Below are 25,638 nucleotides of genomic sequence, written 5' to 3' on the forward strand. Positions count from 1 at the left end.
CGCGCTAGACCTCCTCGAGCCTCACGCAGTGCTTGACCCACTCGGAGCGAATCTCCCAGAGGCCGGCCTGGACGTAGTCGTCATCGCAGCCCTCCGCCGAGTTGAAGAGCCGCTGCCAGCTGTCCGTCACCTTGCGCTTGAGCACGGGGTAGTACGGCGTGGAGAAGAGCTCGCTGGGCTGCTTGACGCCCTGCCGCTCAAGCTCGTGCTCGAACGCGCGCTCCTCCTTGCGGGACTCTCCCACGTAGTGCAGCGAGAGAATCTTGTTCCAGACGCGCAGGTCGAAAAGGACGCACTGGTCGCGCGGGACCTCGAGCATGAGCGAGTAGTAGCCGGGCGTGGGGTAGGCGTAGGCCTCGCGGCGGTACGCCCAGATGGCGGACTCGGCCTCCGCGGGCCTCGGCACGATCCTCTCGGCCCCCTGGCGGAAGAAGCCGTAGGCCACCTCGAACGACCACGCCGCGTCGCCGTACTTCCGCTCGACGTACTCGCGCTTCACGTGCGTCACGCCGTCGCGGCGGATCGTCTCGACGACGACCGGCGCCTGGCAGGTCCAGAGCACGATCGTGTCGGGGCTGGCCGCGGGCGCCTGGGGCTCGACGTCCTTCTCGCCCGAGGCTTGCGGCTCGCTATCACTCATCTTCGCATCCCACCTTCGCGTCCACGACCCACTCGGGGAGGATCTCCCAGCAGACGCCGACGTTCTGGTCGATGTCCTCGTTCGGAGTGAAGACCCTGTCCCAGCTGGCTATGACCTTGCGCTTCATGTCCGGGTAGTAGTTGCCCAGGTGTCCCATGATGAGCATGGCCTCGTTACTGATGCCGCGCTTCTGGAGCTCCTGGTTGTGCGCGCGCTCGTCGGCCTCGTCCTTGGGAACATAGAAGTCGTTCACGCGGTAGCCCCACTTGTTGTAGTCGATGATGCAGAGTTCGTCGCGCGGGACGTCCAGCGTGAGCGAGACCGTGTCCGCCGACGGCGAGAGGCGCTGGGCCTCGCTCAGGGAGAGCCAGATGGGCAGCGTCAGCCCCTCGGGGACCCTGACGCCGTGCCGCTTGGCAGCCGCCGTGCACCAGCGGTAGAGCTCGAGGTAGTAGTCGGAGATTGTGTCGTTCTTGGCGCGCACGTACTCCTCGCGCACGAAGTAGCGGCCCTTCTCCTTGAGCTCCTCCCACATGGGGAGGACCTGCCTGGTGTAGGCGCGGACGACCTTTGCGCCGGGGTTCGTGACGCCGGGCTCCGCCATGGGCGCTCCTCTCTCCGTACTGGACGTGGCACGTGGGGCGGACCTTCCGGCCGATCCGCGGAGCCGCGCCACAGGGACACTCTAGTACAAGGCGTGCCCGCCGAGAAGCGGGCGGACGAGGGCGGAGGGCGAGCGGGGCGGGGGCCGCGGGCGTGGCAGGCGGCGTCGGGCGGGGCCGGCCCAGGGGCCCGGCGCGGCCTTCACGTCCGGCCGTGCATTTCCGCGACTTGGGGACGGGTCGAGGCGGGCCGCGAGGCGGCCGGCGGCGGGGCCGGCCGGGGGCCCGGCGCGGCCTTCACGTCCGGCCGTGCATTTCCGCGACTTGGGGACGGGTCGGGGCGGGCCGCGAGGCGGCCGGCGGCGGGGCCGGCCGCCAGATCCTGGGCAAACGCTGGCGCGGGCGGGCGCGCCCTCCGTCGCGCGGGCGCCGCGCGCCTCCCGACCCGTCCACAACTCGCCCAAATGCAGAACCCCGCCGAGGGAATTGCGTCCGGGGGGCGGGGCGGCGCGCGTCCGGGTCGGCCGGGCCGGAGCGCAGGCGCGCCCCGCCAGCCGTGACGACGAATCCCGGCTGCCCCCTACCCCGCGACGCGCTGTCCGAGGAAGACCGCGAGCATGCCGAGCGAAAGGCTCAGGCAGACGTAGAGCACCGCCTGGCCCGCGGAGCCACGGGCCGCCAGCTGGTCGCACTCGAGCGCGAAGGTCGAGAAGGTCGTGAATCCACCGCAGATGCCCACCTTGAGGAAGAGCTCCCATCGCGGGCTCACCACCCCACGGGCCGCAAAGGCGACGACGACGCCGATCGCGAACGCGCCGACGACGTTGATCGCGAGGGTCTTGTAAGGAAAGCCCCCCTGCGCTCCAACCGGGACCAGCCCTACGAGGTAGCGCATCACGGCGCCGAGGAAGCCGCCCAGACCGACGACCAGGCACTCTATCATTTCTATCACCTTTATCCGCAGGCCCCGGAACATGCGGGAGCATGTCGGGGGCGAAACCGTCAGGCCCCTGACATTCTGGCACTCCGCCCTACGGATTCTCCGCAGGGATTCGCCTGGGCCAGCAAGACGACAGGGTAGACTCGTGCCAGGAAAGAGGTGGGAAAGCTATGCCCGACGACACCCAGCCAGGGACTCGCGCCCGATACGGCGCACCCGACGTGACAGCCGCGCCCCGCACGCCCGCCCAGCCTTGCGCGCCTGGGGATGCCAACGCCGCGGCGGTCGCACGCCTCGCTGCCGGCATCGACACCTCGACCACGCTCGGCGTCTCCGGGTTCGGCGAGGGACGTCGCCGCGACGTGGCCAGGACCGTCGACTCCGCACTCGAGGTGCTGCGCTCGTCGAATGCGCGCCGCTTGGCAGACGAGGCGGACGCCGCCCTGGCGAGCCTGGCCGAGGCGACCTGGGGCGCCGGCGCGCGGCGTGGCGCGGACGACGACGGGGGCCGCGGCGCGGACGCCCCGGAGCGCGACGGCCTTCTCGCCCGCCTGGCACGGACGTTTCGCCGCCCTGGCACCAGGTGCTCCCCCGCCGGACGCGAGCCTGCCGACGGTGCCGGCGGCGAGGTCTGCGGGGCCACCTCCGGACATGCCGGAGCGACGGGGTCTGCCGGGGCCGCTGGGGCCGCCGGGGCGCTCGCACCGGGGCTCGTCGACCGCACGGAGGTCGCGCTCAAGCTACGGCAGGCCGCCCTTCTCAAGGAGCAGAGCGCGCTGGACGCGCTTCTCCGCGACCTGGCGGGGCAGTCGCACGACCTCGCGAGCCTCGCCGCCGCCGCGAGGCTGCGAGCCAGATCGACGCCAGGGCGCTCTGGCGACCTGGCCGCACGGGCCGACCAGCTTACCGCCTCGCGCCTGCTCGCGGAGCAGGCCGCGGCCGCGCTCACCCTGGTGCGACACGCCGACGCCTCGATGACGGACGCCCTGGGCGAGGTCGTGGAGGCCGCGCTACCAATCTGGCGCAAGCTCGCGGGCAGCTCCGTGCAAGCTTCAGGGCAGGAGGCCGCCACGGGCGCGGAGCCCGCAGGCACGGAGCCCACGGCCGGGGTGCGGCTGGCAGGGCCTCCGGAGGAGCTGTCCTTCTCCCTTAGGCGCCTCGAGGACGCCAGGCGGGAGTCTCGCGCGGCTGGCGAGGAGGCGGCGCGGACGCTCTCCGCCGTGCGTCCGATGGCGTAACATGTGCCCACGGCAACCCGCCGCGCCGATTCACCAGACCGCGCCGCGCGAGCGGGACCGCGCCGGGCGAGCGAAAGGAAGACGGATGGCAGACATGGACAAGGACCAGCGCAAGAATGCCGCCAGCCGACCCGACACCGCCAGCCGACCCGACGCCGCCAGCCGCGCCGACTTCGCCGCCAACGCGATGGACGCCGCCAACCGGACCATCGACGAGATGATGCGCGAGGTCAACCGTTCGCTGGGTGGCACCCCCGACGTCAGCCCCGTGCTGCAGGGCGTCTTCGACGGCATCGCGGAGGCGGGCAAGGCCATAGGCAAGGGAATCAGCAAGAGCGTCAGCGTCGCCAACAGCGAGCTCTCCAAGTGGCTCGACACGCTCGACCAGCAGTCCTACGAGCGCTACCTCGCCCCCCTCACGGTCACGACCGGCCCGACCTTCCGCGGGATCCTCGTGTACGCCTTCGCCCTCTTCATCTCGATGCCGCTCGCGGTCGTGCTCGTCAGCTTCATCGCGGTCGGCAGCGTCGCCCTCGCCATCGTCTGCGCGCTGATGCTCGCCGCCTCCATCCTCTTCCTCGTGAAGGTCGGGCCAAAGGGCAAGTTCGAGCAGGACCTCGCGCTCGCCTACACGACCTGCCGGCCGCTCCTTCTCCGGCAGCCCGCGATCACCGTGGAGGAGCTCGCCACGCGGCGGGGCATCAAGCAGGAGCGGATGGTCGCCTACCTCAGGGAGTTCATCAGCCGCGACTGGACGCCGCAGGGCCACCTCTCCGACGACGGCACCGCCTTCCTGCTGACCGACGAGCTCTACGAGGAGTACGAGGAGCGGCGCCGCGAGGAGCAGGCCGCACGCGGCCCCGTCGACGACCTCACCGAGGAGCAGCTCGCTACGCTCGCACGGATCCAGGCGAGCATGGAGGACGTGGAGCAGGTCGCCCAGCGCGTCGAGGGCGAGGCCAGACGCGACGTCGAGCGGACCGTGGACCTCGCACGCCAGATCGAGGCCGAGGCCAGGAGGCACCCGGACACCATCTCCAAGCTCGGGCTCTTCTCGACCTACTACCTGCCGACGACCGCCAAGCTCATCGGTGCGTACGCGGAGATCGCGGCCAAGCCCGCGCCCACGGCAGGCGAGAAGGACGTGGCGTCGCGCATCCTCGCGTCGCTCGAGCGGATCAACGACGCCTTCCAGACGCTGCTCGGCTCCATGAGCGCGACGCGGACGCTGGACATCGAGAGCGACCTCGACGCCCTCGAGACCATGATGCGGCAGGACGGCCTCACGAGGTAGGCAAGCGCGCGGGCTGAGCCCCGAGGCGCGGGCCGGGCGCCGGTACGGGCCGCGCGCCGGGTCCGCGGCAGGGTGTCGAACCCGGCCCGCGGCCCCGGCGCGCTGTGCCTACGCCGCGCCAAGCTCCTTGAGCGCGAAGGCCACCATGACCTCGATGCCCTTGTGGAACTGGCCCTCGTCGAGCGCGAAGTGGGCGCTATGCTGCGGCCAGCACCTGCCGTCGACCGGCAGGGGGTTGGAGAGCAGGAAGAACGCGCCGGGCTTCTCCTGCAGGTACCAGGCGAAGTCCTCGCCGCCCATGACCGGTCTGGTCATGATCAGCGTGTCGTCGGGGTAGAGCTCGCGCGAGACCGCCACGAGCCTCTCGGCGACGGCGCGGTCGTTCACCACGGGGGGCGGCTGGCGGAAGAACTTGTACTCTATGTCCGCGCGGTACGCCTTCGCGATGCCCTCCGCCACCTCACCGATGCGCCTCTCGATGAAGTCGCGGTCCTCGTTGGTGAGGGTACGGGCCGTGCCCTCCATCTCCACCGTGTCGGGGATGATGTTGAAGGCGGAGCCGCCGCGGATCTTGCCGACGGAGACGACCGCCGGATTGCGCGGGTCCTTCTCGCGCGAGATGACCTCCTGCAGGCCGCTGACGATGTAGGCGGCGATGGTGATGGGGTCGACGGAGGCCTGCGGCGTGGAGCCGTGCGCCCCGTGACCGATCACCTTGAGCGTGAACTTGTCCATGGTCGCCATCATGGGACCAAGGGAGAAGACCAGGTCACCCGGCTTGGCCTCCTCGGAGATGTTGCCCACGTGCAGGCCGGCGATCTCGTCCACGTCGGACATCACGCCGTCCTCGCACAGGACCTTGGAGCCCGTGCCGAGCTCCTCGGCGGGCTGGAAGACGAGCTTGACCGTGCCCTTGATGTCGCCCTTGTGCGCCTCGAGCACCTTGGCCACGCCGAGCAGCATGGCGGTGTGGGCGTCGTGGCCGCAGGCGTGCATCCTGCCAGGCACCTTGGAGGCGAACTCAAGGCCCGTCTCCTCCTGCACCGGCAGGGCGTCCATGTCCGCGCGCAGGGCGACGGTACGGCCGCCCTCGGAGCCACGGATCCAACCTATGACGTAGGAGTGCTCGTCATTGACCTCGTGCGGGATGCCCATCGCGTCGAGCTGCGCCGACACGTAGGCGAGCGTCCCCTTGAGGTCGAAGCCGATCTCGGGCCTCTCGTGCAGGTGGCGACGCCAGGAGACGACGTCGTCCATGACGGTGGCGACCTCAGCCTTTACGTCCATGTCCGACCCCCTAGGCGAGCTCGCTCGCGACGAAGCCCGCGAAGACCGCCATGGGCCTGTCGAGGTGGGTCTCGTCGATCGCGAACTTGGAGTTGTGGTGCGGCCAGCACTTGCCGTCGATCGGCTTGGGGTTGCAGAAGAAGAAGAACGCGCCGGGCTTCTTCTGCAGGTACCAGGCGAAGTCCTCGCCCGCCATGCAGAGCTTCTGCATCATGCGGGTGTTGTCCGGATAGAGCTCGTTCGAGACCTCGATGAGCTTCTCCGCCACGCCCTTGTCGTTGACCAGTGGGGGCGGCTGACGGAAGAACTTGTATACGATGTCGGCGCGGTAGGCCTTGGCGACGCCCTCCGCGACCTCGCCAATGCGCCGCTCGATGAAGTCGCGCATCTCGTTGGTGAAGACGCGGGTGGTACCGGCCAGCTCGCAGGTGTCCGGGATGATGTTGAAGGCGTCCCCGCCGTGGATCGAGCCGATGGTGATGACGGCGGCGTCGCGCGGGTCGCACTCGCGCGAGATGATCTCCTGAAGGCTGGTGATGACATATGACGCGATGGTGATCGGGTCGATCGAGGCCTGCGGCGTGGAGCCGTGGGCACCCTGGCCCTTGATGGTGAGCGTGAACTTGTCCATCGTCGCCATCATGGGGCCGGTCGAGAAGACCAGGTCGCCCGGCTCTGCGCCGTCGCCCAGGTTGCCGTTGTGCATGCCGACGACCTCGTCCACGTCGTCGAGGACGCCGTCGGCGATGAGCACCGGCGAGCCCGTGCCGAGCTCCTCGGCAGGCTGGAAGAGCAGCTTGACCGAGCCGTTGAGCTCGCCCTCCATGCCCTTCAGAACCTTGGCCAGGCCGAGCAGGCAGGCGGTGTGCACGTCGTGGCCGCAGGCATGCATCTTACCGGGCTCCTTGGAGGCGAACTCCAGGCCCGTCTCCTCCTGCACCGGCAGGGCGTCCATGTCGGCTCGGACGGCGATCGTCTTGCCGGGCTTGCCGCGGTTGATGTAGGCGACGACGTAGGAGCCCTTCTCGTTGGCCTCGTGCTCTACGCCCAACTCGTCCAGGACCGAGCATACGTAGGCCATCGTGTTCTTGAGGTCGAAGCCCACCTCGGGATGCTCGTGCAGGTGCCGGCGCCATCCGACGACGTCCTTGAGCGAGTCCTGTGCTGCCGCCTTGATCTTCTCCGCTTCCATTACGCTGCCTCCTCCTTAGGTCCCTCTTCCTTCGACTTGCGGTTGTCGACGAGCATGGCGAACGCGACCGTGCCGAAGACCATCAGCGGCACCGTCACGTAGGTCGCGATGTTGAAGACGCCCATCGCCAGGAACCCGAGAAGGGCGGCGAAGCAGGCGTACTTGAGGTTCTTGGCGGCCTGCATGCCGAACATCGCGCCGAAGATGGCGGGCGAGACGTAGGAGAGCGCCTCGATGATGATCGGCGGCAGGATCGACATGATGAACGCGCCGGCGAGGGCGGCCAGGGTGGTGAGGGCGAGGTTGGTGATGATCGAGCCGGCGATGCCGAGCGTGGAGACGAGCTCCGCCTTGCGGGTGCCGGGCTCGGTCTTGAGGACCTGCTGGGTCATGAGGGCGCACGGGATGCGCACGTTGCCGATGTTGCCGGACAGGCAGACCATGTAGACACCCGAGAGGCCGACGATCGGGTAGTACGAGATCGGCTCGATGAAGGCGAACACCAGGTAAATCGAGGCGATCAGGCCCCAGCCGGTCAGGATGTCGCCGATCTGCGGCAGGTAGCCGAAGACGAGCCACACCACGACGGCGGGGACGAAGCAGAAGAGGACGGCGAGGAGGTTGGTCACTCGGCCGTAGCGGATGATGGGCTTGGTGTAGGCCTCCGCGAAGGCCTCGTCAGCCGCGGCGTCAGTCGTCGTCGCGGTGGTTACGCTCGTGTCTGCCATGTTTCGTCACGCTCCCATCACGAGGTGCTTGAAGATGACGGCCACCGCCATGCCGGCGGCCATCGCGATGCCGAGGGTCCACTCGCCGAGCCTGGGATGCTTCTTTGCGACGCGCTCCAGGACGACCATCAGCACGAAGCTGCTGATGGTGGAGGCGAGAACCTCGTTCTTGGCCGGCGCGAGGCCGATGATGACCTGGTTGATGCACATGTAGCCGAAGGCGCCGCACGTGGCCGCCACGGTGAAGATGCCGAGGGTCTTCTTGTTGTGACCCATGACCTTCTTGGATATCTTGTCCAGCTTGTCGGCGAGGAGGCCGGAGGTGAGCAGCCACGCGTTGCCGTTGAGCGCCATGACCCAGCAGGCGTTGGCGAAGTTAATCGCGCCGTAGTCGGGGCTCGAGAGCTCGAGGCCCTGGGCCTTGGCGGCCATGGTCGCGGCGGCGAGCTCGGTCGGCGCGGCGCCGATGATGGAGAGGCGCTGCCAGGCGAGGGGCGCGCCGATGACGGCCATGAGGCCGAGCATCACCGCGAAGACGCCGAGGGACGGGCCGATGGCGGAGCGCATGCCGACCTTGAAGGCCTTGTTGGCCTCCTCGGCGCTGAGCCCGACCAGCGGGCCCGCGGCCTTCGTCTTCTTGGCGAAGATGTACGCCTGGTAGATCTCGAGCAGCGCGACCGGTATGACCGCCAGCCATATCGCCCACGAGTTTGCGATGAGCTTGTAGTCCACGACTCCCCCTAACCTCACTCCAACAGAAAGAAATCATTGCGTGCAAGGCATACTCAGCGTGCGGGCCCCCTCTCACTCGCACCGGCGGCGGCCCTCCGTCGTCGGACGAAGCTCCAAGGCGCTCGCTCCCGGGTAGAAGGCCTCCTCGGGGCCTTCGTCCGGCGGCCGGGCACCGAGAAGGACCTCGGCTCCCGCGTGCGCCTTGCCCCTGAAATTAGAACGTCTGGGGTAGGAATTACCGTTATATTAGGCAAGCGGTTAGTAAAAGCAACCCATAGGTTTGAGGTAATGCAAATTGGAATAATCCCGAAATTTGCCCTTAATAATGCAAATTTTTGGAATTGTTGTTATTTCACATGCACAACTGGACGCGGCCGTGCGGCCGTGTCTCGGAAGTACGGCAGATTGTGCTCCGCGGCGTCTAGCCCGCGGAGAGCCGCTCGGTAGCGGCGCGTGCCTCCTCGCGGAGGGCGAGCGTGCCTCCCTGCTCGACGACGTAGGAGAAGTCCGCGGACGCCGCGGCGGCGTCGCCAGACGCCTCGCGCACGCGGGCGCGGTCGAAGACGTAGCAGACGTGGCGCAGCCTCGTGCCTGCGCAGGAGGCGAGCTCGCGAAGGGGCACCTCGCAGGCGGCGGGGTCGCCGTCAGCGAGGGCGAGCTCGAGCTCGCCCTCGGCCTCGAGTGCCGCCGCGGCGACGCGGAGCGGGTCGGTCGGTCTCAGGCGTCCGTCGACCTCACGGGCCTTAGCCAGCGCGGAGGCGAGGCCCTCGCGGTCGCCGGAGCGGGCTGCTGCCGTGAGGCGGATCGATGCGGCGTTGAGCTCACGCGCGACGGTGGCGGCGCGGGTGCGGCGGGTGCGCGCTGCGGCGCGCGCGCCGGTGCCGGAGTCGAGCGAACGCGCGACGTCGAGCGCGGCGGGGGCGTCGCCAGTGAGGGCGAGGCAGGTCCCGTACCACACCAGAAGGTCGTCCGCGGCTCCGCGGTCCTTCTCGCCCAGGGCGTCGAGGATGCGCAGGAGCTTGGCAGGGTCGCAGTCGGCCGAGGCGACCTGGGTCAGCGCCGACCACTGCCGGGAGACGGCGCCGCGCTCGCTCGCGAGGGCCGCGCCACTCGCGAGCAGGAAGGACGCGACCGCGACGGGCGCAACCGAGGCACCACCCCAGACGACTGCCAGGGCGGTAATGGCGAGCATCGCGCCGATGCCGCCGACGGTGCGGTTGCGTATGTGCCTGAGCTTGGAACGGTGGTCGGAGGCGACCTGATCGGGTGCGAGGTCCCGGTAGGGTGAGGGCGCGAACTCTCGCGCCCGCGCTGGGGCGCCCTCGACCGCCTCGTCCTGCCTCTCGGCGCACTCCATGGCTCCCCCTCCCCCGGCGCCCGGCCCTTCCCGCCGCGCGCCGTCGGTATGTGGACGCCATGGTACGCCCGGAACCCATAGCTGTCACGATATGACGGGCGGGAGGTCGCCCGCGCGGGGGCGGCGGGCCGCCCCGGGAGGCGCGCCCATCGGACGGCTCGGGTCCACCGGCATGACAGGCCATAATTTCTGGTAGAGTCATCGGCCGCGAAAATTGGTGATTCTCTCAAGAATGTATATGATGGAGGGGTTTCTGAGCGTTTCAGAGAGTGTTGGAGATGCGGAGGCACATGGGACGCAACAAGTACACCGAGGAGCAGCGCAACGAGATCATCACCACGTTCCTCGACGCCACCAGAGGGATCATCGACGCGGAGGGCGTGAGCGGCGTCTCCATCCGCAAGGTCGCCGCCAACGCCGGCTACAACAGCGCGACGTTGTACCTCTACTTCAAGGACGTTGACACGCTCATCACCCTCGCCTCCATCGGCTACCTCGAGGACTACTGCCGGATGCTCGCCAACTCCAGCATCCAGGTCGCGGACCCCGTCGACGCCTACCTCTACTCGTGGAGGCTGTTCTCGCGCCACGCGAGCGTGCGGCCCGACGTCTACCACCACCTGTTCTTCGAGGAGCACAGCACGCCGCTGGACGAGTCGGTCTCCTTCTACTACAGCATCTACCCCGAGCAGCTCGCCAACATCTCCGACACGGTGCTGGAGATGCTGAGCAGGGGCAAGTTCGAGGAGAGGAACGCCGCGATGCTCGAGCCCCTGGTCAAGAAGGGACTCATCAAGGAGGAGAACCTCGAGCTCGTGAACGCGCTCACCATCTCCTACTTCCAGGTCCTCCTCGAGCGCCTCATGAAGAGCGACGAGTACTCGATGTCGGATGACTCCATCTCCGCCAGGATGGAGGAGGCCAACCGCTTCCTGCTGCAGCTGGGCGCGAAGTAGGCTGCCAGAGGGGTTCCCGCCCTCGCGCCGCAGCCGGGAGGTCCACTGGAAGATTGCGAGCCCCGCCGTCCCCGGACAAGACAGGGACGGCGGGGCTCTCGACGTTCGGAGCGGTGCCCTGGGTCGGAACCGGATGCCTGGGGCCAGGTCCGGGCAGCTTGCCGCGAGCCTACAGGTAGACGTCGGCCTCCTCGCGGCCGAACTTGTGCAGGAGCTCGTGGCAGGGCCTGCAGGCGGCGCAGTCGCAGAACTTGGCGCCGGCGGCCTTGCGCTTCTCGGCGTGCTCGAGCATCTGCCTGGCGACCTCCTCGCCGAAGAACTGCTTGCCCGTGTCGGAGCCCACGAAGCCGATGAGGTTGTCGATGGTGGTCTGGTGCGCGCTGATGGCGTCGAGCAGGGCGTCGGTCGCGGCCTCGACGTCCGCCCCCTCAACGGCGACGGCGTCCTTCCAGGCCTGCGCCGCCCGCTTGGTGGCCTCAGACGCGGAGGGCGCGGCGAGCATCTCGTCCACCTTGGCGCTCGTGTAGTCGAACAGCTGCTTCTCCATGTGCGTTCCCTTCTCCTACGGGGCGACGGCGCCCCAGCCATCCTTCTCCTTCGGGGGCAAGCGCCCCCTGCCGACCCTCCCAGTATCGGCGCTTCGGCGGCAGGGTGCCAGTAGGCACGTTGTGGTCACCTTCGGGCGTGGGCGCACGGCTCGCAGGCGGCCGGCGGGATGCGGGCTGGAAGCTGGCTCGCCGCTGGCGGGAGGCGCGCTCGGTGCGAGGCGTCGTGCGAGACTGCGAGGAAGCCGGGCTCTCCACCACGGTCCACGGGGAGTGACGTGCGATGATGGTGCAAGGTAGAAGCCACCCGGCCGCCATCGGGCCGCCAGGGAACGCCGAGGCCGCCGCCAGCCGGCGGCAGCAGCCACGTCAATCAGCCGCCAGCCGGCGGCAGCAGCCACGTCAATCAGCCGCCAGGAGGCGGCAAGCGGATAGGGAGGATACGGACATGGAGTTCATTCTCGACACGGCGGACGCAGAGGCGGTCAGGGACCTCTCCGAGGTCATGACCATCGCGGGCGTCACCACCAACCCCACCATCATCACTAGGAGCGGCAAGACCCCCGAGCAGGTATTCTCCGAGATGGACGCGGTCCTCGCCCCGGAGCAGAAGCTCTTCATGCAGACGGTCGCGACCGACTACGAGGGAATCCTCGCCGACGCGCGGAAGATCTGCTCGCTGCGCGAGAACATGTACGTGAAGATCCCCGTCACCCACGACGGGATGCGCGCGATCAAGCAGGCCAAGCGAGAGGGCCTCGGCGTGCTCGCCACTGCGATCTACTCGCCCGACCAGGCGTTCTTTGCCGCGATGAACGGCGCGGACTACCTCGCCCCCTACGTCAACCGCATGTGCAACTACGGCGACGGCGTGCAGTGGGTCCGCGAGCTGCATACGATGCTCGAGCTCAACCAGCTCCCCAGCAAGATCTGCGCCGCCTCGTTCAAGAACGGCAACCAGGTGCACGAGCTGATGCTCGCCGGCGTCGGCGCCGTCACCGTCGCCCCCGATGTGGTGCGCGCGATGCTCGACCACCCCGGGACCAAGGTCGCGGTCGAGGAGTTCACCTCCGCCTGGGAGGCCGCCTTCGGCCGGCGCACCTTCGCGTAGGCTGCACACGGGTGCACGCCGCGCCGACGGCGCCGGGCGCGTCAGTGGCGCTTCCAGCTGAAGAAGCGGTCGTTGTCCGGGTCGAACGGCTCGTCCAGCTCGTCGATGTAGTCGCCGAGGGCCTTGGCGCGGTTCTTGACGTCGACGGAGGTCGAGAAGACGCTGATGCCGCTGACGATCAGCGAGAACGCGAGGACGTACATGAGCATGAGGGTGCCCATACCCGGGGCCATCAAGAGCAGGATGCCAGCGACGAGGTCGAGGACGCCGCCGACGACCGCCCAGCCGGAGCTGCCTCCCATGCGGCGGACGACGCCGGCGGACGACAGCAGGTTGATGCCCGCGAACAGCAGCTCGAGGGCGAGCATCAGGCCGATCATCACGACGAAGACGTCGTAGGTGAAGGCCGGTGAGTTCATCGCGGCCAGCGCGAGCAGGATGCCGCAGACGACGTCCATGACGCCCGTCGCCAGCGAGTAGCCAGGACGTAGCCAGTAGGGCATCTGCCCGTAGGTCGCGATCCGATAGGTGCCGCCGACGAGGAGCCCCGCGATCATCAGCCAGACGAGGGTGACGAGCGACGCCTGAGGGTTGACCGTTATCAGCACGCCCAGCACCACCATCAGGACCGAAGCGACGATGCCACCCCTGTACACGCGCTTCGCGACGTCCTGTGTCCTGTCCTTCCAGTCCATGGTCTCCTCCTAACTGTTGGCCCAAGGAGCTCGAACTAGTAGTGTATGTACCTGTATTCACGGTTTCGTATCAGACGGCGGTAATCTACGACACAAACTGGAAGAGTGTCCACTTTGGGGGGAACGGCCGCGGCATGGGCTCGCGACGGCTTGGCTCGGCCGGTTCGAGAAGGGCCGCGGCGCGACCGGCGGACGCGGCTCGGCCCTATACTGGTGCGGTCAGCTGTCAGCCAAGACGACGGGAGAGGCATGCGGACCTACAGCTTCGAGGCACCCATCGAGAAGGTCGAGGGCCTGGACGGCGCCTTCGTGACCGTGCCCCTCGACGTTCCCCGCGTGTTCGGCGCAGGCCGCATCAAGGTGCACGCGCGCTTCGACGGCATCCCCTACGACGGCAGTGTCGTCTCGTCCAAGCACGACGACGGCACCCGCAGCTACGTGTTGGGGATCCGCAAGGACATCCGCGCCCGCATCGGCAAGCAGCCGGGCGACGTCGTCTCAGTCGAGTTCGAATGCGCGCAGGTGGACGGCCCCGCGAGCCTCTACCTCGACGCGCTTCTCGCGAAGGTCGAGCGCAAGGGCCGCACGCACGATGAGTTCACGCGCGTCGTAACGTGGCTCACCGGCTATTCCGACGACGCGCTCGCGGAGGAGAGGCTCGCCGAGGTCCCCTTCTCGCGCTGGCTCGACGAGGCGCCCGCCTACAACCCCATGGCCGACGAGGTCAAGGGCAAGGTCTGCGGCGTCAGCGTCTCCGAGGTCGAGGACCCCACGATGCGGCGGGTGCGCGTGCTCGACAAGCTCGTCGACGAGCTCGCCAAGGGCCGTCCGTTGGAGAAGGTCCTGCGGCAGGCCTAGGCCGCGCCACCCGGGCCGATAGCGCCGGCGGCGCCTGCCGCGCCCGCGACGCCACCCGCGCCGAGCTCGGGGTCGTACGCCTGGACGTAGCGCGAGAAGACCTGGTCGAACAGGTATGCGACGCCGTAGGTCGAGTACATGCGGTGCAGCGGGTTGTTCCGGCCGAGCTCGTCGCCGATGGCGATGACCTGGTCGAAGAGCGAGCACACCTCGGCGCCCGGGTTGGCCGTGACGATCACGCGCAGCGCACTCGTCGCCTCGAGCTGGCCGCGCTGGCGCTCGACGAAGGCGCCCGAGGTCGAGACCGCGACGAGCAGGTCCTTCTCGCCCAGGGTCCTTATCGCCTGCGCCGCCGGCACCGACTCCGTCACCAGCGGGATGACGCAGTGCTCCACCGCCATCGCGCGCTGGAACTCCTTGAGCTCGTTCGCCGACGGGTCGGCCGAGAAGAGCGTGGTGCTGCGCGCGTCATGGATGCCGCGGACGAGGGCATCGAGGTCGCCCGCCGCCGTGCGCCGGTCGATCGACTCGAAGAGCCGGTCGAGCTCGCCGCGCAGGTCGAAGCCGGGGCCGAGCTGCTTGTCGGCCGAGAGGAAGTAGTGGCGGAAGACGCTCCACTCGAACGCCATGTCCCTGACCTCGGAGAAGTTGTCGAAGCCGATGGACTGGCAGAAGCGTCGCACCGCCGAGCGGGAGCAGTAGCAGGCGCCCATCACGTCGTAGATGCCGAGGTCCGACAGATGGTCATAGTTCTTGATGAAGTACTCGGCGAGCAGATGGGAGGTGGAGTCGAGCTCGTTGGCGTTGTAGACCTCGAAGAGCGAGGTCAATAGCGTGAGTCTGCCCTCGTGCATGCTTCTCCCCCCTCGGGTCGCGCCGCGCCGGGCCCGCCCGGCTGGCACGTTAAGGATAGCATGAGGGCCGGGGGCCGACTCGGGCGCGGGCAGCCGCGCCGCCGCAGCCGCCCGCGCCGGCGCCGCGCCCGCGCCGGCGCCGCCGGCCCTACGCGAACTGGCTCTGGTACAGCGCGGCGTACGCCCCGCCCGCCGCGAGCAGCTCCTCGTGCGTGCCCTTCTCGATGATGTTGCCGTGGTCCATCACGAGGATGAGGTCCGCGTCCACGATGGTGGACAGGCGGTGGGCTATCACGAAGCTCGTGCGGTTCTCCATGATCGCCTCCATCGCGCGGACGATCGCCTGCTCGGTGCGGGTGTCGACGCTCGACGTCGCCTCGTCCAGGATCAAGATCGCGGGGTCGGCGAGCATGGCGCGCGCGATGGTGAGCAGCTGGCGCTGGCCCTGGCTCACGGCGCTGGCATCGTTCTCCAGCACCGTGTCGTAGCCGTGCGGCAGCGTGCGCACGAAGAAGTCCACGTGCGCCGCGCGGGCGGCCGCCTCGACCTCCTCGCGCGTGGCGCCCGGACAGCCGTATGCGATGTTCTCGGCGATCGTGCCCTCGAAGAGCCAGGCGTCCTGCAGCACCATGCCGAACTCGCGCCTGAGGTCGGCACGGGTGAGCCGCCGGGTGTCCACGCCGTCCAGCGTGATGCGGCCGCCGTCGATCTCGTAGAAGCGCATGAGCAGGTTGACCAGGGTCGTCTTGCCCGCGCCCGTCTCTCCGACGATCGCGACCTTCTCGCCCGGCTCCGCCACGAAGGAGACGTCGTGCATGAGCGGGTGGTCGGCGTCGTAGCCGAAGCGGACGTGCTCGAAGCAGACGCGACCGCGCACCGGGCGCGCGAGCGTTGCGGGACGGGCCGGGTCTGGCTCCACCTCGGGCTCGTCGAGGAACCCGAAGACGCGCTCCGCCGCGGCCAGCGCGCCCTGCAGCATGTTGTAGGAGACCGAGAACTGCGTCAGCGGCTCAGACCCCTGCATCACGTACTGGAAGAACGCCTGGAAGACGCCGACCGTCATCTGCCCGGCGAGCAGCATGCCGCCGGCCGTCACGCCGATCGTGACCATGCAGAGACGCATCACGAAGCGGATGCACGGGCCGATCGCGTTGGCCACGAAGTCGGCGCGGGCGCCGGCGCGGGCGAGCCGCTCGGCCTTCTCGGAGACCGCCGCCAGGCTGCGGCCCTCGAGCCCGAAGGCCTGGACCTCGGTACGGCCGCTGTAGGACTCCTCGACCTCGCTGGTCAGCTCGCCGAGAAGGGCCTGCCGCCGGCCGACCGCCTTGTTGGTCTGCGCGCCGAACGCCCAGGTCGCCAGGGCGGACGCGGCCGCGAAGCCGCAGAACATGAGCGTCAGCACCACGCTGCGGCGGGCCATGCAGACGAGCGCCCCCACGAGCATGCAGGCGGCGATGATCAGCTGCAGCAGACCGCGCTGCATGACCTCCGAGATCTTATCCAAGTCGTTGGTCGCGTAGCTGATCGTGTCGCCCGGCTGGTGCCGGTCGAAGTACGCGAGCGGCAGGCGCGCCAGCTTGTCGGCGATCCGGCGGCGCAGCTCCAGGTTGAGCCGCTCCGCGAAGCTCGCCATCACGAAGGACTGCACGGCGTAGAAGCCCCAGGCGAGCGTCCACAGGCCGAAGTACTGCAGGATCAGCCTGCCGCCGTGCGCGTAGTCCACCACGTAGAGGCTGCCCGCGGCGAACGCGCGCTGGGCCTCCTCCCACACGAAGTCGACGACCACCGCGCTGAACGTCGCGGAGGCGAGGGAGAAGACCACGTACAGGACCGCGCAGGCCGCCGCGACCACGATGCGCCAGCGCTGGCGCCCGGCGACCCGCCACAGGCGGAGGGCCGTCTCGCGCGGCGCCGTCGGGACCATGTCCTCGTCCGCGCCGGGCGCCCCCGCGCCGGTGCCGGCGCCAGCCGAGGCCTCGGCCTCGAGCCTCTCGTCCTTGTCGCTACTCATGGCTCGCACCTCCCCCACGCTCCTGGGACTCCACGATCTGCCGGTACGCCTCGCACGTCCGCACGAGCTCGTCGTGCGTGCCGGTGCCCACCACGCGGCCCTCGTCCAGCACCACGATGCAGGCGGCGTCGCGGATCGTGCTCACGCGCTGCGCGACGAGCAGGATCGCCGAGCCCGCGAGCTCGCGCGAGATCGCGTGCCGGAGCGCCGCGTCCGTGCGGAAGTCGAGCGCGGAGAACGAGTCGTCGAAGACGTACAGGTCCGCCCTGCGCACGAGCGCGCGGGCGATGGCCAGGCGCTGGCGCTGCCCGCCGGAGAAGTTCGAGCCGCCCTGGGCGACGTGCGCGGCCAGGCCGTCGGGCAGGTCGCGTACGAAGCCGGCCTGGGCCACGTCGAGCGCGTGCCAGAGCTCCTCGTCCGTGGCGTCCGAGCTGCCGTGGCGCAGGTTCTCGGCGATCGTGCCCGAGAAGAGCCACGCACGCTGCGGCACGTAGGCGATGTGCGACCTCAGCTCGGCGCGGGTCATCTCGCGCACGTCCGTCCCGAGCAGGCTGACCGAGCCGGACGTGACGTCGTGGAAGCGCAGCAGCATCTTGGCCACGGTCGACTTGCCAGACCCGGTGTTGCCGATGATCGCGCAGGTCTCGCCCCGCCGCAGGGAGAGGCTGACGTCGCGCAGGGTGTCCTCGTCGGCGTCCTCGAACCTGAGGCAGACGCGGTCGAGACGGGCCACCTCCTCGGGGGCGTCCGCGGGCGCGGCGGGCGCGGCGGGCACGGGCGCGGCCGGGGTAGCGGTCGCCGCAGGTGCGGCGGGCGCCGCGGGCATGGGGGCGACGGGCGCGGCGGGCGCGGCGGGCGTCGCGGGCACGGGCGCGGCGGGCGCGGCGGGCGCGGCGGGCGTCGCGGGGTCGGCGATGCTCGGTTCGAGCGTCAGCACCGCGGCGGCGCGCGCGAGGCAGGCCGCGGCGCGCGGCAGCTGCACGACGGCGAACTGGGCCATCATCATGAAGAACAGGATGGTCATCGAGTACTCGATCAGAGCGCTTATCGACCCGATCTGTATCGCGTGGGCGCCGACGCGGTCGGCGCCGAGCCACATGACGAGGGCCTCGACCACGTTCATGATGAAGAACGTCGCCGAGTCGGCGGTCGCGAAGACCAGGTTCACGCGGATGGCGCTGTCGGCGTAGCTCTGGAAGGTCTCGTCGAGCTGGCCGCGCTCGAAGTCCTCGCGGCCGAAGGCGCGCACCACGCGCGTGCCCGTGACGGACTCGCGCAGCCGCACGTTCATGCGGTCGACGAAGCCCTGCAGCTTCACGAAGGTCGGGGCTGAGCGCACGACCGCCACCACGCTGACGCCCAGCATGACCGCGGTCATCACGAGCAGCATCCTGCCCACGACGGCGTCGACCGAGAAGGCCAGCAGAATCGCGACCACGCAGACGACCGGCACGGGCGCCGCCATGGTGAAGGTCATCACGAGCGTCTGCTGCACCACGTTCACGTCGGACAGGGTGCGCGTGATCATCGAGGCCGCGCCGAAGCGCCCGAACTCCGAGGCGGAGAGCTCCAGGCTGTGGCGGTAGAGCTCCACGCGCAGGTCGCGCGCCACGTCGGCGGCGAGGTTGGAGACGACCCAGTACGACACGACGCAGCCGCCCGACCCCACGAAGGCCGCCACGAGCATCCTGGCGCCGTGCGTCACGAGGGCGCCGCCGCCGTCCGCGGAGATCGCGCTGTTGATCAGCGCCGAGAGCTCGGTCGGGATGTAGAGCATCCCCACGACGTCGCACACGAGAAGGGCGAGCGCCAGCACGATGCGCCCGCGGTACGGCCTGAGCAGCCGCCGCAGCAGGCGCCCGCCCTCGGTGCGGTCGCCTTTCTCGCCCGCGACGGAGTCCAGTATCGAATCGCTCACTCGGCCATCCCTTCGCCGCCCGGCTCGCAGGGAGCCACGCCCCTCCGGCGCTGCGGTCCTCGCCGCTGGAATCTGCAGTCTTCCAAGTCTATTCGCGATTTTGATTTATTGCAAGCAAGTGGGAATTCTATGCAGAGAAGGACCGGCGCTCGGACACGGTGCGGCGCCGGCCCGGCGCCGGCCCGGTGCCGGCCCGCGCGGTGTCACCCGGCCCAGAGCCAGCCCGCGGGCCACACGGCCCGCGCGCCGCTAGCGGAAGACCGCCATCGCGAGGGTCGACGCCACAATCAGCGCCAGCCCCGTGAGGGAGCGCCTGGTGTAGCGCTCGTGGAAGACCACGGCCGAGAAGGCCATGGCCACCAGGATCGAGAGCTTGTCGATCGGCACGACGACCGAGACCACGCCGCTCTGGATCGCGTAGTAGTAGCACAGCCACGAGGCGCCGGTCGCGATGCCCGAAAGGCAGATGAACGCCAGCTCGCGGCCGTCGATGTGCCGCGCCTCTGCGAGCTTGCCGCGCATCGCCACCACGGCCCAGGCCATGACCAGCACGAAGCAGGTGCGCACGGCCGTCGCCAGGTTGGACTCGACGCCCTCGATGCCGACCTTCGCCAGGATCGACGTAAGAGCCGCGAAGACCGCAGACCCGACGGCGTACCACATCCACGCGCGACCCTGGACCTCGTGGTCCTGCTCGCGCCTCTCGATCATGAGGAAGGTTCCCACGAGGATTCCCGCCGAGCCCGCCAGTTTGACCCAGAGCGCATCCGTCTCGCCGAACAGCACGATGGCGAGAAGGACCGTGAGCACCGCGGAGCACTTGTCGATGGGGACGACCTTGTTAACGTCGCCCATGGAGAGGGCCTTGAAGTAGCAGATCCAGCTCGCGCCGGTCGCGAGGCCGGAGAGGGCGAGGAAGAGCATGGAGTGCGCGCTGATCTGGCCGAGCTGCCCCACGGAGCCGACGAGCGCGGCCATGAGCCAGGCGAACGCCAGGACCACGATGGTGCGCACGGCGGTGGCGACGTCGGAGTCGGTGTGCCTGATGCCGCACTTGGCGAGAATCGACGTGATGCCGGCGAAGAGCGCCGAGCCGACTGCTGCGAGCATCCACATGGGAAACCTCCCGTCCTCGTAAGCCTCCGGCGGGCCCGGCCGCTGGAGCCGCCGTCCGACCGGGTCGCCGCCCCGCGGGCCCGTCCGCCCCGCGGGCCCGTCGAGCGGACCCCGGACATCATAGTAGGCCGACTGCGGCGAGCGCTGCGGCCAAGGCCGACGGCACCATCGACCGGAGGTCCTTATCGCCCGGCGGCGCGCGGCGGGCCCGGCCGCCCCGCGGGTCGCGTGGCTTCAACTCTGCCGAATCGCCGGAGCGAGCCACCCCAGAGCGGCCCATGGCGTCAGGGGCGCTTCCAGGAATCGCCACCTTGCAATCGTGGGGCCTTCTACCTTACAATCATGGTGGTTTCTACATTGCAATTATGGTCTTCTCCACCTAGCAATCTTGGGATGTGCCACCATACAATCCCAGCAGCTTCTGCCCTGCATGCCCGGACTGCAGTCGAAAGCGAGGCCCCGATGATTCCGAGAAGCATGGAAGCGCAGGTCCTACGGATGGCGAACTGGTTCCCCATCGTATCGGTCACAGGACCGCGACAGAGCGGCAAGTCCACCCTGGCCAGGGAGGTCTTCTCTGACTATGCCTACGTCAACCTCGAGAACCCCCAGACGAGACGGCAGGCCCTCTCCGACCCCGTCGGCTTCATCGAGAATCGTCCGAGGCGACTGGTCGTAGACGAGGCCCAACTCGCGCCGGAACTCTTCTCGATGATCCAGGTAGCGTCGGATGAGAGCAACGAGCCTGGGCAGTACGTGCTCGCGGGGTCGCAGAACTTCCTGCTGCTCAAGCAGAATACCCAGTCGCTAGCGGGAAGGGTCGGCATGCTCAGGCTGCTGCCGCTTTCGTTTATCGAGGCGAGGTCGGCAAGGGCCGACCTCTCTCCCGATGCCTTCATGCTGAGAGGGGGCTATCCACGCCTCTACGACGTGGACATGCCGCAAGACGCGTACTTCTCGGCATACCTGAGAACGTACGTGGAGCGCGATGTCCAGGGCCACCTGGGAGTGCGGGGCCTCTCTTCCTACAGAACCTTGCTGGAGCTGTGCGCCCAGTGCACCGGGAGCCTGCTGAACATCTCTCGGCTTGCGAACGCCGCCGGTGTCTCGCGGGAGTCCGTGAGCTCCTGGCTATCGATGCTCGAGTCGAGCTACGTCGTGTTCAGGCTACGCCCGTATCACACGAACCTGCGCAAGCGGCTCACCAAGACGCCCAAGCTCTACTTCTACGACACGGGTCTGCTCTGCTACCTGCTGCGCATCAGGACCCTCGAACAGCTGCTCACGAGCCCGTACCTTGGGGCGGTATTCGAGAACCTCGTCATCGAGGAGCGGATGAAGGCCCACCTCAACGCGGGCGAGGAACCTGACCTTTACTTCTATCGCGACGACGCCAAGGTCGAGGTCGACCTGGTCGACCTGACAGACCCGGAGAAGGGACTGCTCGCCGAGATCAAGTCATCGCAGACCTACCGGAGCGGATTCTCCAGGCACCTACACACCGTCGGCGACGAAATCGGCATCCCAAACGAGCGACGCTTCGTGGTCGAGCGCGCCGAGGGCGACTTCGAGGCAGATGGCGCGCAGGTGAGGAACATCGCAACCTGGCTGGAGATGGCCTAAGCGCGACGCCGCGCGGGCGCGGGCGGGGACGCGACCCGGGCAGGCTCGGCGGGGACGCGACCCGGGCAGGCTCGCGGGAACGTGGCCCGGGCGGGCTCGCGGGGACGCGACCCGGGCAGGCTCGCGGGAACGTGGCCCGGGCGGGCTCGCGGGGACGCGACCCCGGCAGGCCGCGCACCCCTCTCAATGCAACTCGCCGCACCGACTTGTGCATTTCGGGAACTTAGGGACGAGTCCGAGGGGACGCCGCGCCGCATGAGGCGGCCACAACTCACTGACGCCAGCCGGTTCACCATCGCCAACAGGCAAAACGTGCCTCACGTTAGGCGTCTGCCAAGGTGCGGCCCGCCCATCGCCGACCGTCGGGTAGACGGAGTCGTCCCTAAGTCGCAAAAATGCACAATCGCGGCGAAGTATTGCGCCGGCTGCCCCGGAGGCACGGCGCCCCGGCAGCGCCGGACGGCCCCAGCCGCGGTCGCGCCGAACGACCCACGCCGGCCCCACCACGGGCTGGCGTGCTCATTTGGAGGGGAAGCCCGTGCGTGGCGACGTCGGGCGACGCAACCGTGATAGCCTCCCATGAGCATCAGAAGAGCGCGGCCCGACGCCGCCCCAGGAGGCAGGAGAAGCCCATGGAACTCACCGGAAAGCAGGTCAGGCAGCTCCGCAGCCTCGCCAACCGTCTCAACGCCACCATCGCCATCGGCAAGGGCGGCACCGACGCGGTCGTCGCTCAGACCGATTCGGCGCTCGAGGCGCACGAGCTCATCAAGTGCACGGTCCTCAACACCTCGGGCCTCGACACGCGCGAGGCGGCCATCGCCCTCTCGCGACCCACGCACTCCGCGGTCGTGCAGGTCATCGGCCACAAGTTCGTGCTCTACCGCCCGAGCCAGCGCGACGACATCGAGAAGATCATCCTCGTCTAGCGCCAGCCCGCCGCTAGCGCGGCGCCAGCCCGCCGCTAGCGCGGCGCCAGCCCGCCGCAAGCGAGCCGCCCGTCGCGCGCCAGCCTGCCGCTAGCGCAGCGCCAGCCCGCCGCTAGCGCAGCGCTAGGCAAGGCTCTTGAGCAGGGCGAGAAGCCCCTGCTCGTCCTCGACCACCCACTCCGGGCGCAGGACACCCGGACCCGCGGGAGCCTCGCGGCGCCGGTGGTTGAACCACACCACGGGCATGCCCGCAGACGTTGCGCCCACGACGTCCGAGGCGAACGAGTCGCCCACGTAGACGCAGCTCTCGGGCGACGTCCCCACGCGCTCGCACGCGATGCGGAAAATCTCCGGATCCGGCTTGGCCACCCCGACCGCCCCCGACACCACGATGGACTCCGGCGCGAACCAGCGGGAGAGTCCGAGCGCCTCGACCTTCTCCATCTGGTGCGCGGCGGGGCCGTTCGTGATGATGCCCATGGGATGTCGGGCGCCGGGGAGGCGGCCGGGGCCGGGGAGGCAGCCGGAGCCGGGGAGCTGGCCGCCACCGAGGGGACGGCGCGCCGCGCACCAGTCGAGCACCTCCGCCATCCGCGGCGAAACGCAGATGGCGTCGCGCTGTGCGGCGGCGTAGGCCGACTGCATCCGGAGGCACTCGTCCGCGGTCACGTCGACGCCGAAGTCCGCGAACGTCCGCTGGAGGCGCCAGACGTACATCTCCTCCATGGAGATCTCGCCCCGCGTCGCCGCCTCGAACGCCTCGTCGCTGTGCCGACGACTGGCGTTGAAGAGGGTGACGACGTCGGGCGGCCCGCCCGCCGCACCAGCTCCGGCAGGGCCGCCCGCCGCGAGCGCGTCGAACCTATCGCCGAACGCCTCGCGATAGCCCAGCTCGAAGGGACGCACCTGGTCATAGAGGGTGTCATCGAGGTCGAAGAGGACGCAGTCCATCGCCATCAGCCCATACCCACCATTCCGCGGCAGACCGCGCCGGCCGCGCGAGCGCGGCGCGCGCAGGCGCGGGCGGCCCATGCCTGCCAGCGCCTACTTCATATTCCTGGCCTCGACCTCGGCGATCTTCGAGATGCGACGCACGTGGCGCTCGGCGCCGCTGAAGGGCGTGTCGAGGAAGGTATCCACGATCTTGAGGGCGAGCCCGGGGCCGACCACGCGCGCCCCGAGGGCGAGGACGTTGGCGTCGTTGTGCAGGCGCGTCGCCTCGGCGGAGAAGCAGTCGCCGCAGAGGGCGGCACGGATCCCCTTGAACTTGTTCGCGGTGATGGAGACACCGATGCCCGTACCGCAGATCAGGATGCCGCGGTCGCACTCGCCCGACTGGACGGCGAGCGACGCCTGGGACGCGAAGTCCGTGTAGTCGACGGAGTCGGTGCTGTAGGTACCGAAGTCCTTGTACTCGAGGCCGCGTTCGTCGAGGTGTCGCTTCACCTCCTGCATCAGCTCGAATCCGCCATGGTCACAGCCGAGTGCAATCATGATTTCGTCCTTTCGGGGTAGCGTCGTGGGGGTCGCGTCGTGAGGGCAGGACGCCCGTCGTCTTCCTGCCATGGTAGACCACGAGAAGCGCCGCCCACGGTCCAGAACGGGAACCGTCGCCGAGCGCGCCGTATAGCACACCTGTGTCCGCCCTGCTCCGGCGGCCCGCTCACACGTGCACCACCGACGCTCGCTCATAAGCGAGACCCAGGACGACCCCTTGCTACATACACTATGTCGAGGGGTGCGCCGCGCACGACGCGCGGACCGGCACCGAGCCAAGGACGATAGGAGCCTGCCATGTGCACTGCCATCCGCTTCACTGACGCCCAGGGGAACCTCTACTTCGGGCGCAACCTCGATTGGAGCTTCTCCTACGGCGAGCACGTCGTTATCACGCCTGCCGGCTACGCGGTCAAGACCTCCCCGTTCGGCGCGACCGACAAGGTGAGCCACCCCATCATCGGCATGGGCATCGTCGAGGAGGGCACGCCGCTCTACTTCGACTGCGCCAACACCGCCGGCCTCGCGGTCGCCGGCCTCAACTTCCCCGGCTACGCGCGCTACGAGGCCGAGGCCGTCGAGGGCAAGACCAACGTCTCCTCCTGGGAGTTCCCGCTGTGGGTCGCCGCCAACTTCGACACCGTGGACGAGGTCGAGGCCGCGCTGCCGGATACCGCCATCGTCGACGCGCCGCTCAACGACAAGTTCCCCACCTCCCTGCTCCACTGGATCGTCGGTGACGCCACGCGCAGCATCGTCGTGGAGTACACGGCCGAGGGCATGCAGGTCTTCCACGACGAAGCCGACGTCCTCGCCAACCAGCCCGGCTTCGCCTACCACGCCGAGAACCTGCGCAGCTACCTCAACCTCACCAGTGACGTGCCCGAGACCGTCAAGTGGCGCGGTGCCACCCTCGCCCCGTACGGCTCCGGCGCGGGCATGCGCGGCCTCCCCGGCGACTACTACTCCCCCTCGCGCTTCGTCCGCGTGGCCTACCTCAACGCGCACTATCCCGACCAGCCGGACGAGAAGGGCAACGTCTCGCGCCTCTTCCACACCCTGACCGGCGTCGCGATGATCGACGGCGCCGCACGCATGTCCAACGGCGACTTCGAGCGCACAGTCTACACGGGCGGCTTCTCCTCGCAGACCGACACCTACTACTGGAGCACCTACGACGACCCCGCCATCCGCAAGGTCTCCCTCGCGGACTACGACACCACCGGCACCGACCTCATCGAGGTCAAGGAGTAGGACAAGAACTCGAGAAGGACGTCCGGCCCGGGCGCCGGGCCGGACGGGGCAGCCGGGCCGGACAGCCGGGCCGGGCCGGACGGGCCGCCGGAGTGGCAAGCCCCGACGGCAAGCGGATGCCGGACGACCGCGCCCTTCGCAGGCCTGCGCGCAGCGCTTGGACGTCATCTGTGCATCTTCGCGACTTATGGACGGGCCCCTCGCCACCGCGTGTGACGAGGGGCCCACGTGACGCCGGGGTCCTTTCGGAATCCTGGTCAA

At 69.1% G+C, this 25,638-nt stretch carries 24 protein-coding genes; 8 read left to right on the forward strand and 16 right to left on the reverse strand.

Features of this window, described 5'->3' with window-relative positions; genetic code table 11:
* Nucleotides 1-4: 4 nt before the first annotated feature.
* From VXJ25_RS05325 to crcB, 3 genes are all read right to left on the reverse strand, one after another.
* Nucleotides 5-640: a DUF3841 domain-containing protein gene (locus tag VXJ25_RS05325; protein WP_330958177.1), complete on the reverse strand. Its 636-nt coding sequence runs from the start codon at nt 638-640 to the stop codon at nt 5-7.
* Nucleotides 633-1,244, reverse strand: a complete 612-nt coding sequence (locus VXJ25_RS05330) for a DUF3841 domain-containing protein (RefSeq protein ID WP_330958178.1) — start codon at nt 1,242-1,244, stop codon at nt 633-635. Before VXJ25_RS05330 ends, VXJ25_RS05325 begins: the two co-directional genes overlap by 8 nt.
* Before the next feature lie 578 nt (nt 1,245-1,822).
* Nucleotides 1,823-2,185, reverse strand: a complete 363-nt coding sequence (crcB, locus tag VXJ25_RS05335; protein WP_330958180.1) for a fluoride efflux transporter CrcB — start codon at nt 2,183-2,185, stop codon at nt 1,823-1,825.
* A 167-nt stretch (nt 2,186-2,352) separates the two neighbouring features.
* On the opposite strand from crcB, the gene VXJ25_RS05340 reads away from it, so the two are divergent.
* Together VXJ25_RS05340 and VXJ25_RS05345 are read left to right on the forward strand one after the other, a co-directional pair.
* Nucleotides 2,353-3,420 carry a hypothetical protein gene (locus tag VXJ25_RS05340; protein WP_330958181.1) on the forward strand — a complete coding sequence of 356 codons (1,068 nt, stop codon included), beginning with the start codon at nt 2,353-2,355 and terminating at the stop codon, nt 3,418-3,420.
* Nucleotides 3,421-3,505: 85 nt separating this feature from the next.
* A complete protein-coding gene (locus VXJ25_RS05345) occupies nt 3,506-4,714 on the forward strand; it encodes a hypothetical protein (protein WP_330958182.1) in 1,209 nt (402 codons plus the stop codon).
* A gap of 108 nt (nt 4,715-4,822) precedes the next feature.
* Here VXJ25_RS05345 and VXJ25_RS05350 read toward each other — a convergent pair whose 3' ends face one another.
* The 5 genes from VXJ25_RS05350 to VXJ25_RS05370 all read right to left on the reverse strand — a co-directional run bounded on the left by VXJ25_RS05350 (nt 4,823) and on the right by VXJ25_RS05370 (nt 10,010).
* A complete protein-coding gene (locus tag VXJ25_RS05350) occupies nt 4,823-6,001 on the reverse strand; it encodes a M20 metallopeptidase family protein (RefSeq protein ID WP_330958183.1) in 1,179 nt (392 codons plus the stop codon).
* A gap of 10 nt (nt 6,002-6,011) precedes the next feature.
* The gene (locus VXJ25_RS05355) at nt 6,012-7,193 is read right to left on the reverse strand and encodes a M20 metallopeptidase family protein (protein ID WP_330958184.1); all 1,182 of its coding nucleotides are present in this window, start codon (nt 7,191-7,193) and stop codon (nt 6,012-6,014) included.
* Complete coding sequence (locus VXJ25_RS05360) at nt 7,193-7,921, reverse strand: hypothetical protein (RefSeq protein ID WP_330958185.1); 729 nt, start codon at nt 7,919-7,921, stop codon at nt 7,193-7,195. The genes VXJ25_RS05355 and VXJ25_RS05360 overlap by 1 nt, the downstream gene beginning before the upstream one ends.
* A gap of 6 nt (nt 7,922-7,927) precedes the next feature.
* Complete coding sequence (locus tag VXJ25_RS05365) at nt 7,928-8,653, reverse strand: DUF5058 family protein (RefSeq protein ID WP_330958186.1); 726 nt, start codon at nt 8,651-8,653, stop codon at nt 7,928-7,930.
* A 421-nt stretch (nt 8,654-9,074) separates the two neighbouring features.
* Nucleotides 9,075-10,010: a hypothetical protein gene (locus VXJ25_RS05370; protein ID WP_330958187.1), complete on the reverse strand. Its 936-nt coding sequence runs from the start codon at nt 10,008-10,010 to the stop codon at nt 9,075-9,077.
* A 290-nt stretch (nt 10,011-10,300) separates the two neighbouring features.
* Between VXJ25_RS05370 and VXJ25_RS05375 the strand changes: the two genes are divergently transcribed.
* Nucleotides 10,301-10,966: a TetR/AcrR family transcriptional regulator gene (locus tag VXJ25_RS05375; RefSeq protein WP_330958188.1), complete on the forward strand. Its 666-nt coding sequence runs from the start codon at nt 10,301-10,303 to the stop codon at nt 10,964-10,966.
* A gap of 169 nt (nt 10,967-11,135) precedes the next feature.
* Here the strand turns inward: VXJ25_RS05375 and VXJ25_RS05380 are convergent, their stop codons facing one another.
* Nucleotides 11,136-11,513, reverse strand: a complete 378-nt coding sequence (locus VXJ25_RS05380; protein WP_330958189.1) for a 3-hydroxyisobutyrate dehydrogenase — start codon at nt 11,511-11,513, stop codon at nt 11,136-11,138.
* Between the two features lie 446 nt (nt 11,514-11,959).
* Here VXJ25_RS05380 and VXJ25_RS05385 point away from each other — a divergent pair, with 446 nt between their 5' ends.
* On the forward strand, nt 11,960-12,622 hold the full coding sequence (locus tag VXJ25_RS05385) for a transaldolase family protein (protein WP_330958190.1): 663 nt from the start codon (nt 11,960-11,962) through the stop codon (nt 12,620-12,622).
* 41 nt (nt 12,623-12,663) lie between these two features.
* Here the strand turns inward: VXJ25_RS05385 and VXJ25_RS05390 are convergent, their stop codons facing one another.
* A complete protein-coding gene (locus tag VXJ25_RS05390; protein WP_330958191.1) occupies nt 12,664-13,317 on the reverse strand; it encodes an HdeD family acid-resistance protein in 654 nt (217 codons plus the stop codon).
* A gap of 249 nt (nt 13,318-13,566) precedes the next feature.
* On the opposite strand from VXJ25_RS05390, the gene VXJ25_RS05395 reads away from it, so the two are divergent.
* On the forward strand, nt 13,567-14,175 hold the full coding sequence (locus tag VXJ25_RS05395; protein WP_330958192.1) for a DUF2200 family protein: 609 nt from the start codon (nt 13,567-13,569) through the stop codon (nt 14,173-14,175).
* Here the strand turns inward: VXJ25_RS05395 and VXJ25_RS05400 are convergent.
* From VXJ25_RS05400 to VXJ25_RS05415, 4 genes are all read right to left on the reverse strand, one after another.
* Nucleotides 14,172-15,029, reverse strand: coding sequence for a MurR/RpiR family transcriptional regulator (locus tag VXJ25_RS05400; RefSeq protein ID WP_330958193.1), 858 nt, complete (start codon nt 15,027-15,029; stop codon nt 14,172-14,174). The genes VXJ25_RS05395 and VXJ25_RS05400 overlap by 4 nt on opposite strands.
* A 148-nt stretch (nt 15,030-15,177) precedes the next feature.
* On the reverse strand, nt 15,178-17,040 hold the full coding sequence (locus VXJ25_RS05405; protein WP_330958194.1) for an ABC transporter ATP-binding protein: 1,863 nt from the start codon (nt 17,038-17,040) through the stop codon (nt 15,178-15,180).
* Complete coding sequence (locus tag VXJ25_RS05410; protein ID WP_330958195.1) at nt 17,033-18,958, reverse strand: ABC transporter ATP-binding protein; 1,926 nt, start codon at nt 18,956-18,958, stop codon at nt 17,033-17,035. The genes VXJ25_RS05405 and VXJ25_RS05410 overlap by 8 nt, the downstream gene beginning before the upstream one ends.
* Before the next feature lie 249 nt (nt 18,959-19,207).
* Nucleotides 19,208-20,068: an EamA family transporter gene (locus VXJ25_RS05415; RefSeq protein WP_330958196.1), complete on the reverse strand. Its 861-nt coding sequence runs from the start codon at nt 20,066-20,068 to the stop codon at nt 19,208-19,210.
* 483 nt (nt 20,069-20,551) lie between these two features.
* Here VXJ25_RS05415 and VXJ25_RS05420 point away from each other — a divergent pair, with 483 nt between their 5' ends.
* Both VXJ25_RS05420 and VXJ25_RS05425 read left to right on the forward strand, forming a co-directional pair.
* On the forward strand, nt 20,552-21,697 hold the full coding sequence (locus tag VXJ25_RS05420) for an ATP-binding protein (protein ID WP_330958197.1): 1,146 nt from the start codon (nt 20,552-20,554) through the stop codon (nt 21,695-21,697).
* A gap of 632 nt (nt 21,698-22,329) precedes the next feature.
* A complete protein-coding gene (locus tag VXJ25_RS05425; RefSeq protein WP_330958198.1) occupies nt 22,330-22,626 on the forward strand; it encodes a YhbY family RNA-binding protein in 297 nt (98 codons plus the stop codon).
* Nucleotides 22,627-22,749: 123 nt separating this feature from the next.
* Here VXJ25_RS05425 and VXJ25_RS05430 read toward each other — a convergent pair whose 3' ends face one another.
* On the reverse strand, nt 22,750-23,583 hold the full coding sequence (locus VXJ25_RS05430; protein WP_330958199.1) for an HAD family hydrolase: 834 nt from the start codon (nt 23,581-23,583) through the stop codon (nt 22,750-22,752).
* Nucleotides 23,584-23,670: 87 nt separating this feature from the next.
* Nucleotides 23,671-24,120 (reverse strand): ribose 5-phosphate isomerase B, encoded by a 450-nt coding sequence (gene rpiB / locus VXJ25_RS05435; protein ID WP_330958200.1) that lies wholly within the window; start codon nt 24,118-24,120, stop codon nt 23,671-23,673.
* 300 nt (nt 24,121-24,420) lie between these two features.
* Between rpiB and bsh the strand changes: the two genes are divergently transcribed.
* On the forward strand, nt 24,421-25,377 hold the full coding sequence (gene bsh, locus VXJ25_RS05440) for a choloylglycine hydrolase (protein WP_330958201.1): 957 nt from the start codon (nt 24,421-24,423) through the stop codon (nt 25,375-25,377).
* Nucleotides 25,378-25,638 lie beyond the last annotated feature (261 nt).

Source organism: Olsenella absiana (assembly GCF_036408855.1).
In the GTDB taxonomy this organism is placed as follows: domain Bacteria; phylum Actinomycetota; class Coriobacteriia; order Coriobacteriales; family Atopobiaceae; genus Olsenella_K; species Olsenella_K absiana.

Coding starts and splice junctions, on each gene's coding strand:
- VXJ25_RS05355 (WP_330958184.1), bottom strand. CDS start 7,193: ATGGAAGCGGAGAAGATCAAGGCGGCAGCACAGGACTCGCTCAAGGAC.
- VXJ25_RS05330 (WP_330958178.1), bottom strand. CDS start 1,244: ATGGCGGAGCCCGGCGTCACGAACCCCGGCGCAAAGGTCGTCCGCGCC.
- VXJ25_RS05420 (WP_330958197.1), top strand. CDS start 20,552: ATGGAAGCGCAGGTCCTACGGATGGCGAACTGGTTCCCCATCGTATCG.
- rpiB (WP_330958200.1), bottom strand. CDS start 24,120: ATGATTGCACTCGGCTGTGACCATGGCGGATTCGAGCTGATGCAGGAG.
- VXJ25_RS05390 (WP_330958191.1), bottom strand. CDS start 13,317: ATGGACTGGAAGGACAGGACACAGGACGTCGCGAAGCGCGTGTACAGG.
- VXJ25_RS05375 (WP_330958188.1), top strand. CDS start 10,301: ATGGGACGCAACAAGTACACCGAGGAGCAGCGCAACGAGATCATCACC.
- VXJ25_RS05400 (WP_330958193.1), bottom strand. CDS start 15,029: ATGCACGAGGGCAGACTCACGCTATTGACCTCGCTCTTCGAGGTCTAC.
- VXJ25_RS05380 (WP_330958189.1), bottom strand. CDS start 11,513: ATGGAGAAGCAGCTGTTCGACTACACGAGCGCCAAGGTGGACGAGATG.
- VXJ25_RS05370 (WP_330958187.1), bottom strand. CDS start 10,010: ATGGAGTGCGCCGAGAGGCAGGACGAGGCGGTCGAGGGCGCCCCAGCG.
- VXJ25_RS05430 (WP_330958199.1), bottom strand. CDS start 23,583: ATGGCGATGGACTGCGTCCTCTTCGACCTCGATGACACCCTCTATGAC.
- crcB (WP_330958180.1), bottom strand. CDS start 2,185: ATGATAGAGTGCCTGGTCGTCGGTCTGGGCGGCTTCCTCGGCGCCGTG.
- VXJ25_RS05325 (WP_330958177.1), bottom strand. CDS start 640: ATGAGTGATAGCGAGCCGCAAGCCTCGGGCGAGAAGGACGTCGAGCCC.
- VXJ25_RS05415 (WP_330958196.1), bottom strand. CDS start 20,068: ATGCTCGCAGCAGTCGGCTCGGCGCTCTTCGCCGGCATCACGTCGATT.
- VXJ25_RS05405 (WP_330958194.1), bottom strand. CDS start 17,040: ATGAGTAGCGACAAGGACGAGAGGCTCGAGGCCGAGGCCTCGGCTGGC.
- VXJ25_RS05345 (WP_330958182.1), top strand. CDS start 3,506: ATGGCAGACATGGACAAGGACCAGCGCAAGAATGCCGCCAGCCGACCC.
- VXJ25_RS05395 (WP_330958192.1), top strand. CDS start 13,567: ATGCGGACCTACAGCTTCGAGGCACCCATCGAGAAGGTCGAGGGCCTG.
- VXJ25_RS05340 (WP_330958181.1), top strand. CDS start 2,353: ATGCCCGACGACACCCAGCCAGGGACTCGCGCCCGATACGGCGCACCC.
- VXJ25_RS05350 (WP_330958183.1), bottom strand. CDS start 6,001: ATGGACGTAAAGGCTGAGGTCGCCACCGTCATGGACGACGTCGTCTCC.
- VXJ25_RS05360 (WP_330958185.1), bottom strand. CDS start 7,921: ATGGCAGACACGAGCGTAACCACCGCGACGACGACTGACGCCGCGGCT.
- VXJ25_RS05425 (WP_330958198.1), top strand. CDS start 22,330: ATGGAACTCACCGGAAAGCAGGTCAGGCAGCTCCGCAGCCTCGCCAAC.
- VXJ25_RS05385 (WP_330958190.1), top strand. CDS start 11,960: ATGGAGTTCATTCTCGACACGGCGGACGCAGAGGCGGTCAGGGACCTC.
- bsh (WP_330958201.1), top strand. CDS start 24,421: ATGTGCACTGCCATCCGCTTCACTGACGCCCAGGGGAACCTCTACTTC.